At 66.9% G+C, this 12,263-nt stretch carries 13 protein-coding genes; 8 read left to right on the top strand and 5 right to left on the bottom strand.

Annotation, left to right across the window (positions count from 1 at the left end; all coding sequences use genetic code 11):
* The first annotated feature begins 20 nt into the window (after positions 1-20).
* From OU419_RS01260 to flgN, 8 genes are all read left to right on the top strand, one after another.
* The gene (locus OU419_RS01260) at positions 21-356 is read left to right on the top strand and encodes a flagellar hook-basal body complex protein FliE (RefSeq protein ID WP_254469917.1); all 336 of its coding nucleotides are present in this window, start codon (positions 21-23) and stop codon (positions 354-356) included.
* A gap of 9 nt (positions 357-365) precedes the next feature.
* Positions 366-2,057 (top strand): flagellar basal-body MS-ring/collar protein FliF, encoded by a 1,692-nt coding sequence (fliF, locus tag OU419_RS01255; RefSeq protein ID WP_254469916.1) that lies wholly within the window; start codon positions 366-368, stop codon positions 2,055-2,057.
* A complete protein-coding gene (locus tag OU419_RS01250; protein WP_254469915.1) occupies positions 2,035-3,084 on the top strand; it encodes a FliG C-terminal domain-containing protein in 1,050 nt (349 codons plus the stop codon). Before fliF ends, OU419_RS01250 begins: the two co-directional genes overlap by 23 nt.
* A gap of 6 nt (positions 3,085-3,090) precedes the next feature.
* Entirely contained in the window at positions 3,091-3,792 is a 702-nt protein-coding gene (fliH, locus tag OU419_RS01245) for a flagellar assembly protein FliH (protein WP_254469914.1), read from the top strand.
* 2 nt (positions 3,793-3,794) lie between these two features.
* Positions 3,795-5,129 carry a flagellar protein export ATPase FliI gene (gene fliI / locus OU419_RS01240; protein WP_254469913.1) on the top strand — a complete coding sequence of 445 codons (1,335 nt, stop codon included), beginning with the start codon at positions 3,795-3,797 and terminating at the stop codon, positions 5,127-5,129.
* Positions 5,126-5,548 carry a flagellar FliJ family protein gene (locus OU419_RS01235; protein ID WP_254469912.1) on the top strand — a complete coding sequence of 141 codons (423 nt, stop codon included), beginning with the start codon at positions 5,126-5,128 and terminating at the stop codon, positions 5,546-5,548. The genes fliI and OU419_RS01235 overlap by 4 nt, the downstream gene beginning before the upstream one ends.
* Before the next feature lie 71 nt (positions 5,549-5,619).
* Positions 5,620-5,904 (top strand): flagellar biosynthesis anti-sigma factor FlgM, encoded by a 285-nt coding sequence (gene flgM, locus OU419_RS01230; protein ID WP_254469911.1) that lies wholly within the window; start codon positions 5,620-5,622, stop codon positions 5,902-5,904.
* Positions 5,901-6,341 carry a flagellar protein FlgN gene (gene flgN / locus OU419_RS01225; protein WP_254469910.1) on the top strand — a complete coding sequence of 147 codons (441 nt, stop codon included), beginning with the start codon at positions 5,901-5,903 and terminating at the stop codon, positions 6,339-6,341. Before flgM ends, flgN begins: the two co-directional genes overlap by 4 nt.
* 269 nt (positions 6,342-6,610) lie before the next feature.
* Here the strand turns inward: flgN and OU419_RS01220 are convergent, their stop codons facing one another.
* From OU419_RS01220 to OU419_RS01200, 5 genes are all read right to left on the bottom strand, one after another.
* Complete coding sequence (locus tag OU419_RS01220; protein WP_254469909.1) at positions 6,611-7,657, bottom strand: hypothetical protein; 1,047 nt, start codon at positions 7,655-7,657, stop codon at positions 6,611-6,613.
* 139 nt (positions 7,658-7,796) lie between these two features.
* Complete coding sequence (gene flgL, locus OU419_RS01215) at positions 7,797-8,711, bottom strand: flagellar hook-associated protein FlgL (protein ID WP_254469908.1); 915 nt, start codon at positions 8,709-8,711, stop codon at positions 7,797-7,799.
* A 31-nt stretch (positions 8,712-8,742) separates the two neighbouring features.
* Complete coding sequence (gene flgK, locus OU419_RS01210) at positions 8,743-10,110, bottom strand: flagellar hook-associated protein FlgK (protein WP_254469907.1); 1,368 nt, start codon at positions 10,108-10,110, stop codon at positions 8,743-8,745.
* Entirely contained in the window at positions 10,107-11,147 is a 1,041-nt protein-coding gene (locus OU419_RS01205) for a lytic transglycosylase domain-containing protein (RefSeq protein ID WP_254469906.1), read from the bottom strand. The genes flgK and OU419_RS01205 overlap by 4 nt, the downstream gene beginning before the upstream one ends.
* 3 nt (positions 11,148-11,150) lie before the next feature.
* Positions 11,151-12,254, bottom strand: coding sequence for a flagellar basal body P-ring protein FlgI (locus OU419_RS01200; protein ID WP_254469905.1), 1,104 nt, complete (start codon positions 12,252-12,254; stop codon positions 11,151-11,153).
* Positions 12,255-12,263 lie beyond the last annotated feature (9 nt).

The following is a 12,263-nucleotide window of genomic DNA, read 5'->3' as shown; positions in this document are numbered from 1 at the left end:
CTTTTCAGGGGAAACCTTCCATGAGTTCGATCATGCGGGCCCAGCAGGACATGCTGGAGCGGATGAACCAGTACGCCGAGCTGGCCGGCGGTTCGGCGATCCAGCCGGCCGCACAACTGGGGTCCGGGGCGCCGGTATCCGGCATCGCCGGCAGCTTCGAGCAGGCGCTGCGTTCGGTGGATGCCGAGCAGCACAAATCCAGCTCGGCGATGGCCGCAGTGGACAGCGGCAAGAGCGACGACCTGGTCGGCGCGATGATCCAGAGCCAGAAGGCCAGCGTGTCGTTTTCCGCGCTGCTGCAGGTGCGCAACAAGCTCACCGGCGCCTTCGACGAAATCATCCGCATGCCGCTCTAAGGAATAGCAGTGCTGCAGAATCTCAAAGAGCGCCTGCCGCTCGACAAGCTCAAGCTCGACCCGCGCATGGGTCTGCTGGCCATCGCCCTGGGCGCTGCCCTGCTGGCGGCGGCGGTGGTCTTCTACCTGTGGCGCGACCAGGGTGCCTACCGCCCACTGTACGGCGCCGGTGAAGCCTACCCGGCTGCCGACGTGATGCAGGTGCTGGACGCCGAAGCCTTCGACTACCGCCTGCACCCGCAGAGCGGCCAGGTGCTGGTGCGCGAGGAAGACCTGGCGCGGGCACGCATGCTGCTGGCGGCCAAGGGCGTGAAAGTCTCGCTACCGGCCGGCTACGAACTGTTCGACAAGGAAGAGCCGCTGGGCACCAGCCACTTCCTCCAGGACGTACGCCTCAAGCGCAGCCTCGAAGGCGAGCTGGCACGCACCATCATGGGCCTGAAGGGCATCGAGCAGGCCCGCGTGCACGTCGCCCGCGAAGACAGCAACTCATTCGTGGTGGGCCGGCGGGACCCGGCCAAGGCATCGGTGCTGCTGCAACTGGCGCCCGGCCAGCGTCTTGGCCCCGAACAGGTCGGCGCCATCGTCAACCTGGTAGCCGGCAGCGTGCCGCAGTTGAAGCCCGAGGACGTCAGCGTGGTCGACCAGAACGGCGTGCTGCTGTCCCGCGGCATCACCGGTGCTGGCGGCCCGACGCAGAACTGGCAGGCGGTGGACGAGTACCAGCGCAAGGCGGTGTCCAACGTCGAAGAAGTGCTGGCGCCGGTGCTGGGCCTGGGCAACTACCGCATCAGCGTCGCCGCCGACATCGACTTCAGCCAGAAGGAAGAAACCTTCCAAGGCTACGGTGAATCGCCGCGCCTGCGCAGCGAGTCGCTGCGCAACGAAACCACCCTCGACCAGCTCGCCCTCGGCGTGCCCGGCTCGCTGAGCAACCGCCCGCCGGAACCGCCGCCGCAACAGCAGGGCCAGGCGAACCAGCAGAACCCTGCGCAACCGGGCAACGGCAAGGTCGCCAACACCGACAACAAGGCTGCCACCTCGACCCGCAACGAGACCACCCGGCAGAACGATTTCGATCAGACCGTTACCCACATCAAGTACCCCGCCTTCGCCCTGCGCCAGCAGAGCGTGGCCGTGGTGATCAACGCAGCCACCGCTCCGGAAGGCGGCTGGACCGACAAGGCCCGCGCCGATCTCGAAGCGATGGTCAAGAGTGCGGTGGGCTTCAACTCGCAGCGCGGCGACCTGATCACCGTCAGCGTATTCCCGTTCGCCGCCACGCCGGTGGAGGAATCCACCTCGCGCTGGTGGGAAAGCAGCGCCCTGCAATCGCTGGTTCGCTACACCGTGCTCGGCCTGGTCGCGCTGCTGTTCCTGCTGTTCGGCGTACGTCCGGCGGTCCGCAGCCTGACCCAGCGCGCGCAGCCGGCGACCGCCGCCGCACTGCCCCATAACGCCAACGAGTATCCGCTGGCAGTGGATGCCGAGCGTCGCCTGGCGCTGGGCAGCGAAAGCGTCGGCGGCCTCAACGTCCTGGGCGAGCTGAACCCGCTCTCGGAAATCCGCCTGCCGGCGCCGGGCTCGGGCCTGGAACACCAGATCGAGCACCTGCAGATGCTGGCGAAGAACGACCCGGAACGGGTCTCGGAAGTGATCAAGCACTGGATTGGCCGCAATGACCGACATGAGCCTGCCTGAAGACGGCGCAACCCTGAAGAAGCGCGGCCCGCAAGTGCGCGCGGTGAGCTCGCTGGAGCAGGCGGCGATCCTTATGCTGAGCATGGGCGATGAAGCCTCCGCCGGCATCCTGCGCAATTTCAGCCGCGAAGAAATCGTCAGCATCAGCCAGGCGATGGCGCGGCTGTCCAACGTCAAGCAGAACACGGTCTCCGATGTGATCGGCCGCTTCTTCGAAGACTACAAGTTGCAATCGAGCATCAAGGGCGCCTCGCGCTCCTATCTCGCCGGCATGCTCGGCAAGGCGCTGGGCAGCGACATCACGCGCAACCTGCTCGACAGCATCTATGGCGAGGAAATCCGCGCCAAGATGGCGCGCATGGAGTGGATCGATCCCAAGCAGTTCGCGGCCCTGATCGCCAAGGAGCATGCGCAGATGCAGGCAGTGTTCCTCGCCTTCCTGCCGCCGGGCATGGCGACTGACGTGCTCGAAGCGATGCCCGCCGAGCGCCAGGACGAACTGCTGTTCCGCATCGCCAACCTGAGCGAAGTGAACAGCGACGTCATCGCCGAGCTGGAGCAGCTCATCGACCGCAGCCTGCGCGTGCTTTCCACCCAGGGCTCGCAAGTGCGCGGAGTGAAGCAGGCGGCGGACATCATGAACCGCTTCAAGGGCGACCGGAACCAGATGTTCGAGCTGCTGCGCGCGCACAACGACACACTGGTGGAGAAGATCGAAGACGAGATGTACGACTTCTTCATCCTCTCGCGGCAGAACCAGGAAGTGCTGCAGACCCTGCTGGAGGTCATCCCGCTGGACGAGTGGGTGGTCGCGCTCAAGGGCGCCGAGCCGGAGCTGGTGCGCGCCATCCAGGGTGCCATGCCCAAGCGCCAGATGCAGCAGATGGAGTCCATCAACCGGCGCCAGGGCCCGGTGCCGCTGAGCCGCGTCGAGCAGGTGCGCAAGGACATCATGGGTGTCGTACGCGAACTGGCTGCCGACGGCGACCTGCAGGTGCAACTGTTCCGCGAGCAGACGGTGGAGTAACCGCGCATGGCGATCAAAGTCATCAAGGCCGACAGCCGCGCCTGGCGCCCCTTCCGCTTCCCGCCACGCTGCGCCACCGCCAGCGCCGACAATCACGGCTGGGACAGCGACCCCGCCGCCCGCCAGCGCGCCATCTCCGAGGGCTTCCAGGAAGGCCTGGAGAAGGGCTATCAGGACGGCGTCGGCGAAGGCCGGGAGGCCGGCCTGCGCGAAGGTTTCGAGGCTGGCCGCCAGGACGGCCTGCGCAAGGGCCGTGAGGAAGGCCGCGCCCAGGGGCGGCAGGCCTTCGACGAAGCCTGCGCACCCTTGCAGGCCGCCGCCGATGCGTTCGCCGAGTTCCACCAGGCCTTCGAACTGGCGCGTCGCAAGGAGCTGCTTGAACTGGTGCAGAAGGTGGCCAGGCAGGTCATTCGCGTCGAACTGACCCTGCATCCGACACAACTGCTGAGCCTCGCCGAAGAGGCGCTGGCCGCCATGCCCGGCGAGCCGACCGATGTGCAGATCCTGCTCAACCCCGAGGAGTGCGCGCGCATCCGCGAGCTTGCCCCCGAGCGTGCCGCCAACTGGCGCCTGGTGCCCGACGAGCGCCTGGCGCTGGGCGAGTGCCGGGTGGTCACCGCCCAGGCCGAGGCCGACATCGGCTGCCAGCAGCGCCTGGACAGCTGCATGGAGGCCCTCAGCGGCCACTTGCAACAGAGCGAAGACTGACGATGGCGCTGGGCGACGGCTTCAAGCTCGAAGATGCGCTGCGCTCGCTGGACTCGGTTCAGCTCGCGCGGGTCAGCGGTCGCCTGGTGCGGGTCTCCGGCATGCTGCTGGAAAGCCTCGGCTGCCGGCGCATGACCGGCCAGCGCTGCTACGTGGAAATGGCCGACGGCGAACGCCTGGAAGCCCAGGTCGTCGGTTTCAACCGCGACATCACCTACCTCATGCCCTTCAAGAAGCCCGTCGGCCTGACCTCCGGCTCGCGGGTCTTCCCTGCCCCGGACGAAGCCGTGCTGCACATCGACCACTCCTGGCTGGGCCGCGTGGTCAACGGCCTGGGCGAGCCTCTCGACGGCCTCGGCAAGCTGGCCGGCCGCCACCCGCTGCCCAGCGAACTGCCGCAGGTCAACCCGCTGCGCCGGCGCCCGGTGTCCGAGCCGCTGGACGTCGGCGTGCGCGCCATCAACGGCCTGCTGACCCTGGGCAAGGGCCAGCGCGTCGGCCTGTTCGCCGGCAGCGGCGTGGGCAAGAGCGTGCTGCTGGGGATGATTACCCGGCAGACCAAGGCCGATGTCGTAGTGGTTGGGCTGATCGGCGAGCGCGGCCGCGAAGTGCAGGAATTCATCCTGCATTCCCTCGGCCCGGAAGGGTTGCAGAAGGCCGTGGTAGTGGTGGCGCCGGCCAACGAATCGCCGCTGATGCGCCTGAAGGCCACCGAGCTGTGCCACAGCATCGCCGCGTACTTCCGCGACCAGGGCAAGGACGTCCTGCTGCTGGTCGACTCCCTCACCCGCTACGCGATGGCCCAGCGTGAAATCGCCCTGGCCCTGGGCGAGCCCCCGGCGACCAAGGGCTATCCGCCGTCGGTGTTCGGCATGCTCCCCGAGTTGGTGGAAAGCGCCGGCAACGGCGAAAGCGCGACCGGCAGCCTGAGCGCCATCTACACCGTGCTGGCCGAAGGCGACGACCAGCAGGACCCGATCGTCGATTGCGCCCGCGCCATCCTCGACGGCCATATCGTGCTGTCGCGGCGCCTGGCCGACATCGGCCACTACCCGGCCATCGATATCGCCGCCTCGGTCAGCCGCTGCATGAGCCAGGTGGCAGACCCCGCGCATCTCGCCGCGGCGCGGCAGTTCAAGGAGTTCAGCGGTACCTACGAGCGCATCAAGGAACTCATCCCGCTGGGCGGCTACACGCCTGGCATGGACCTGAAGACCGACCGCGCCGTGCAACTGGCGCCGACCCTGGAGCGCTTCCTGCGCCAGGAGACCGCCGACGGCGCCGAACTGGGCAACAGCGTCGCCACCTTGCAGAGCATCGTCGGTGGCCGCGCGTGAAGGCGCAGATCGATATCCTCACGCGCCTGGCTGGCGTGCGCGGCGGCAAGGTTCGCGAATTGCTCGGGCGAGTCAACTACCAGCGCAACCTGTGCCAGCGCTACCGCAACAACATCACCGGCCTCGACCGGCTGTGCGGCTTCAGCGTGGCCACCGACACGCCGCTGCAGCGACACAACCAGCAGCAGTACAAGGCGACCCTGCACAAGATGCTGCAACTGCAGCGCCGCGAACTGGAAGTGGCCGAGCAGACCCTGGCGCGCATCCAGGGCGAACTCATGCAGGCGATGCGCAGCGAGAAGGTGCTGACCCAGGTGATCGAGACGAAGATCAGCCAGTGGCAGCAGCAGCTTGCGCAACAGGAGCAGAAAATCCAGGATGGCCTCGCCGCGCAGTCGTGGTGGCGTGCGCAGGCATGAAAATCGGCATTTAAGTTTTTTCCGCGGGCAGTCGCCCTCTAGGGGAAAGCCCAGGAATTCGGATAACCACTATGGAAATCACCCGGCAACTGACCAGCGCCTCCCTGGCCGCCAGCGAGTCCGCCAAGACCGCCCGCGGCGAGCGCGTCAGCCCCGTGACCGAACCCAGCGCCCCGGCGCCGGTAAACGACTCGCTGCGCCTGGACGAAATGCAGGAAACCCTGCGCGCTATGCCCGACGTCGACCAGAACCGTGTTGCGGAAATCCGCCGCGCGCTGCTCAACGGCGAACTGTCCAGCGACACCAGCGTGCTCGCCACCAGCATCCTCTCCTACCATCGCGGCAACGACGCGTGACCCAGCGCGCGCGGCTCTTGCAGGTAGTCGACCAGGACATCCAGCAGGATGCCCGCGACTGCCTGGGCCTGCGCGACCGTCTACAGGAGCTGTACCGGCACCTGCTGGCACGCGACAGCGCCCAGATCGACCGGCTCAACCCGGAGATCCAGGCGCTGCTCGAAGCCGTCACCCTGCGTGCCCAGCGCCGCAGCAAGGTCCTGCGCGCCTTCGGCCTGCAGCAGGACGCCGAGGGCATGCGCACGCTGCTCTCCAACTACCCGCCCCCGCGACGCGAAGAACTGCAGCAGGAGTGGCTGCAACTCGGCCAGCTCACCGCCCAGTGCAAGCGCCTCAACGAGCGCAACGGCAAGCTGCTGGCGATGCACCATGACATTCTCAGCCAACTGATGGGCGACGTGCGGGAGCAGGCGGTCTACTCGCAGCAGGGGTACTGAGCCGCATCTGCCGCATTCGTGGCTTGGCTGGTGTTTCTGCGCTGCTTCGATGTGTGGCGGAGCGACGTTGTTTCGCCCCCTCGGGCGAGCCCCTTTTGGGCCCCAGGTGGAACCAGAAGGACCAGTCCCGGCATCCGCCTCTTCGCTTCGCGAAGACCTCCCCCGTCCGGCATCCCGACGGGACTCTGCGCGCGCCGGGAACCCTGGTTGCTTCATGCCGGGTGTCGGGTGCGGCTCTCGCTGGCGATCGCCGCGCTTGGCCCAACCACTCAGGCCAACAAACTCACCACCGCAAAGCGGCTCAGGTTCGCCTGCGCCACTACGGTCTGCGCCGCGGTGCTGTAGTTGGTCGCGCTTCGTTCCATGCGCCCGAGCATCGAAGCCGCGAAGCCGTGCGCCCATTCGCGCTCGTCCTCGCTGGCGTGGCGGTCCAGGAAGTCGCGGATGTCGTCCTGACGATGGCGTAGCTGGTCGCGCAGGCCGCCGATGCGGTCCAGCGCCGAAACCACCGAGTCGAGCAAATGACGCTGTTCGCGGAAGGCATCGCTCTTGATCTCGGTGGGGAAGGCCAGCAGGCCGTCTTCCTGGCTCTTGAGCCGGGTGTTCTTGCCGGCGGCGAACAGTTTGCCCTCGCCCTGCACGGCCAACTGGCCCTTGAGCAGTTGCCAGTCGGCTTCTGGCGCCGAGAATTTCAGTGCGCCGTCGCTATCCAGTTCGGCTCGGATGCCGGCCTGGCCCAGAGTGGCGTTGAAGCGCCGCAGCACCTGCTCGGTGCTCATGCTTTCGTCGAGCACCACCGCCGCCGGTTCGGCAAGATGGCGCCCGGCGCTGAACAGCAGGGTTTCCTTACCCGAGCGCTGGATGGCTTCGACCGACTCCAGGCCCTCCAGGCTGAAGCGACTGCGCACCGGCTCGTTCAGACGCAGGCGGAAGTTGGCGTCGAGGCTGTTGCCCGAGCGTTCGGCCCGCTGCTCAAGCAGCTCGTTCACCTGGCGGGTGGCCTGGCGTACACCTTCGCGGTCCTGGGATTGCGGGGCACTGAGTTCGCGGCTGAGGTTGAGCTTGAGGCCGCCGAGGCGATCCTGCAGGTCGCTCAGGTAGCTGTCCGCCGACTGTATCGAGGAGAGCTGCTGGTTGAGTTGCAGGTTGAAGCTGCCGCTCTTCTGCGCGCCGCGCGCCATCTGGGCGGCGCTTTCGCCCTTCTCTTCACGTTTGCGCAGCTCGCCCTGCCGCTCGCCGGCGGCGGGCAGGATGACGTCGCGGCGCTCGCGGGGATCGAAGACGGCGGCCGCCGGCAGTTGCTTGATGACCTTCATGGCGACCTCTGCACCGGGCAAACGCTGCCCCGACCAAGGCACGGGGAGCGTGGAATAAAAGGTAGGAGTGGCCGGCCAGGATACCGTCTTTCAGCGTCCAGACCTCCAGTCGGCGAGGCCGGGCCGCTCCTACGAAAACTTACAGGCGACTGAACAGCGACAGATCGTTGAGCTTCAGATAGGTCTTCTGCGTGGCCTGCAGCGAGAGCTGGTAGGTGTTCAGGTCGATGCTCGCGGTGGCGTAGTCCAGTTGCGACAGCTCGCCGTTGATCTTCTGGTTCACCAGCGACACTTCTTCGTTGCTCGAATGCAGCATGGTGAGGGTGTTCTGCCGGCCGCCGAGTTCGGTGATGGCGCCGAGAACGCCGTCACTGGCGCGGTCGAGGCTCTCGATGGTCGCGGTGATGCTGGCGCCGAGCGCCGGATTGGTGGTGTCCAGTGCCGGATCCTTGAGCATCTTCACGACGCCGTGCAACTGGTTGAGGAAGTCCATGCCGGCGCCGAACACGCCGACCGCGGTGACGTTCTCTTCGACCTGCACGCCGTTGGCCACGGCGGCCTGACGCGACTTGTCGTTGCCAGTTGAGACGTAGCTGTCGGTCAGCGGCTCGTAGGTCACCGCCGGAATGTCGCTGAGGGTGCCGGAGAACAGGTAGCGCCCTTCCTCGTCACGCACGTTGACGAAGCTGACGATAGTTTTCTCGATGTTCTCCAGCTCGCCGGCCATCGCGTTGAGGTCCCTGCCGGCGTTCGAGCCGTTGGCCGCCCACAGCAGCAGGTCGCGCACGTTGAGCATGGCGTCGGAGGTGGCCTGCAGGTTGGCTTCCTGGGTCGACAGGTTGCCGGACACGTTGCTGATGTTGGTGCGGTACTGCGCCAGGCTCGCTTCCTCGCGCTGGATACGCAGCATGCGCACGCTGGCGATGGGGTCGTCGGAGGGCTGCAGGATGCGCTTGCCGGTGGACATCTGCTGCATCAGCTTGCCGAGGGCTGCCGAGTTGTTGCTCATCGAGCCGCTCATCAGCGCGGTGATCTGTGCGTTGGTGATCCTCATGGTGTTGCGTTCCCTATGTTCCGCGCAGAGATCAGAAGGCCGCCAGCATGGAGTCGAACAACTCCTTGGCCGTGCTGATGACTTTCATGTTGGCCTGGTAGGCCTGCTGGTAGGTGATCAGGTTGACCGCTTCTTCATCGAGGCTGACGGCGCTGACACTGTCGCGCTGGGCCTGGGCCTGGGCAGCGACGGTGGTGGCGGTCTTCTGGTCGGCCTGGTTCTGCCGGCTGGCGCTGGCGACCTTGCCGAGCAGCCCGGCGAAAGCGTCGTTGAGCGTTACCTGGCTGCCGCCGACGGTGATGCTCTGGCCCTTGAGGTCGAGCAGCGCCAGCAGGTTCTTGTTGTTGCCCGACTCGCCCGCGGTGTCCGACAGCGCGAGGTCTTCGGGCTTGAGCGGATTGAGGCTGAGCATCGCCGTGGTGCTGCCGGCGTTGTAGTTGAGCAGGGGCTGGCCGGCGCTTGAATTGAGGTCGAAGCCGTTGGCCAGGGTGTCGTTGACCATCTGCGCGAACTGTCCGGCCATCTCGTGCAGCGCGGTCTGGTTCGGGCGCAGGGCGTCGTACTCGGTGTCGTACAGCGCACCGAGGGAGCCCCCCATGCCGTCCTGGGCCAGCGGGAAGCTGGTGCCGGCGAAGGTCAGGGCGATTTCCTGCTCGCCGCTGGCGGTGCGGCTGATCGCCAGTTGGCCCGCGGAGTTGCCGGCCACCAGCGGCTGGCCGTTGGCCAGGGACACCGTGAGCGAACCGTCGGCCACCTCGTTGACGCGGATCGAGGCGTACTTCGAGAGGTCCTGTACCAGGCTTTCACGGTGGTCGCGCAGGGCGGTGGTGTCGCCGCCAGCGGAGCCGACTTCGACGATCTGCTTGTTCAGCGCGGCGAGGTTGGCGGTGAGCCCGTTGATTTCGCCGACCATCGCACCACGCTGCTCCTGCAGGGCGCGCAGTTGGCTGTCGATATTGCCGGACAGGCCGTTGAAGCGCTGGGCGAGGTTCTTGGTCTCGTTGATGATCTGCTGGCGCAGGGCGATGGAACCCGGCGTGGCGGTGGCCTCGCTGATCGCGGCGAAGAAGTTGTCGAGGCCGATGCTGATGCTCGACCCTTCGCCACCCATCAGTCCTTCCAGTGCGGAAAGGTACTGCTGGCCGCTGTCGTAATAGCTCTGCTCGGTGGTGGCGCGCCACAGTTGCTGATTCTGGAAGTCGTTGGCCATACGGCGGATGCTGGTGACCATCACCCCGCCGCCGACGTTCAGGCCGCCTTCGCCGGCCAGCGACGCGAGCACCGGGCTCAGGCGGCTGAAGCCGGGGGTGTTGGCGTTGGCGACGTTCTGCCCGGACGTGGCCAGGGCGATCTGCGCCGCACGCAGGCCGCTGTAGCCGATCTGGCTCAACATACTCAAGACGCACTCTCCTTCGATTCGATCCGGATCGGCTGGGCAAACGCCGCCGACTGCGGCCGGGCGATCACTTCAGGCTGTTTCCCCTGATAGGCGACGGAATCGGCGTATCGCTTAAATCCCTCCTGCGGCGCGTGCTTGAGGCCGGACTCCGGCGACAGCCCGCTGCCTGGCAGACGCGCCGGTGCCGGGTTTTCCTTGAGGCGGCGCAGCACGCCGAGGGTGTAGTCGCGGGTTTCGCCGTAGGGGATGCTGCGCACCCAGTCGGCCATGCCGACCTTGCCGTTGCGCGGGTCACCGTTGTCCCTGAGCCACTCGTCCACCTTGCCCGGCCCGGCGTTGTACGCAGCCAGGGCGAGGACGTGCTCGCCGTCGTAGCGGTCGAGCATCTTGCCCAGGTAGGCGCTGCCCAGCGCCTTGTTGTAGGCCGGGTCGCTGGTCAGGCGCGCTTCGTCATAGGGCAGGCCCAGCTCGGCGGCGACCTCCCGCGCGGTGTCGGGCATCAATTGCATCAGACCGCGCGCGCCCTTGGGCGACACGGCCAGCGCGTTGCCGCCGGATTCCTGGCCGATCACGCTGTCGACCAGCGCCTTGAAGGCCGCGCTGCCGCTTTCCCAGGCACTGGAGAGGCGCTCGACGCCGCGCTGCCAGGTATCCACCAATGGGTTGCGCGCGGACACCGAGGGCCGCCGCAATGCCTCGCCGCCATCGGCCAGCGCGGTGGCACCTGCGGCGTTGCCGCTTTCGCCGGAGAGCTGGCGCACCAACAGGTCGGCGATACCGGTCTGCTTGCGCGAGGCCAGATGCTCGGCCAGCGACTCGTCGTAGAAGTCGCGCATGGTGTCGAGGTCGCGGCTGCGCATCGGGCTGCCGGCGGAGAGCACATCACCGGCCTTGCGCATCTGCTTGAGGATCTGTTGCAGGAACATCGCCTCGAACTGCTCGGAGGCAGCCTGCAACTGTTCGCGGCGGATCGCCTCGGGGGACTCCCCAGGCTGGCCGGTGGGAACGATGGGGCGGTTGAGTGAAGTGATGCTCATGCTCTAGATCACCACCAGTTCGGCATTCAGCGCGCCAGCCTGCTCCAGCGCCTGGAGGATGCTCATCACATCGTCCGGCGTCGCGCCCAGACTGTTCACCGTGTTGATGATGCTTTCCAGGCTGGTGCCTTCGGGCCACTTGAACATCGGCTTCTTGTCCTGGCTGACGGAGACGTCCGACTGCGGGGTGACGGCCGTGGTGCCATTGGAGAACGGCCCCGGCTGACTGACCTGCGGGTTCTCGCTGATGGTCACGGTGAGGGTGCCGTGGGCCACGGCGGCGGCCTTCACGCGCACGCCCTGGCCGACCACGACGGTGCCTGTGCGGCTGTTGAACACCACCTTGGGCCGCGTGCGGCCTTCCTGCACTTCCATGCCTTCAAGCATGGCCATGAAGCTGGTGCGCTGGGCCAGGCTGACCGGCGCACGCACGGACACCTTGGTGCCGTCCAGCGCGGTGGCGGTGCCGGAGCCGAAGCGCTGGTTCACCGCGTTCATCACCTGGGTGGCGGTCTGGAAGCTCGGTTTGCGCACGTTGAGCATCACGTCCGGGCGCTGGGCGAAGTCGCTGGGGATCATCCGCTCGATGGTCGCGCCATTGGGAATCAGGCCGCTGTTGGCGCTGTTGATCGACACGCTGGAGCCACTCTGCCCCTGGGCATGCAGGCCGCCGACCACCAGATTGCCCTGGGCCAGCGCATAGACCTCGCCGTCCACGCCCTGCAGCGGGGTCATCAGCAACAGGCCACCGCGCAGGCTCTTGGCATCGCCCAGCGACGACACGGTGACGTCCACCGTCTGTCCGGCACTGTACGAGGGCGGCACGCTGGCAGTGACGCTCACGGCGGCGACGTTCTTCAGCTTCGGGTCGACGTTCGGCGGCAGGTTGACGCCGAACTGCTTGAGCATGTTGGCCACCGACTGGTTGGTGAACTTCACCTGGTTCTTGTCGCCGGTGCCGTCCAGGCCAACCACCAGGCCATAGCCGATCAACTGGTTCTCGCGCACGCCTTCGATGTCGACGAGGTCGAGCAGCGGAATGGCCAGCGCTTCGGCCTGCCATAGCAGACAGAGGGTCGCCAGCAGGCGGGAAAGGGTTCTACGCATGGAGTGCTC

The sequence above is a fragment of the Pseudomonas triclosanedens genome, from assembly GCF_026686735.1.
GTDB classification, from domain to species: Bacteria; Pseudomonadota; Gammaproteobacteria; order Pseudomonadales; family Pseudomonadaceae; genus Pseudomonas; species Pseudomonas triclosanedens.
The sequence above is the reverse complement of the archived record's forward strand: the minus strand, read 5'-3'. Positions and strand labels throughout refer to the sequence as shown.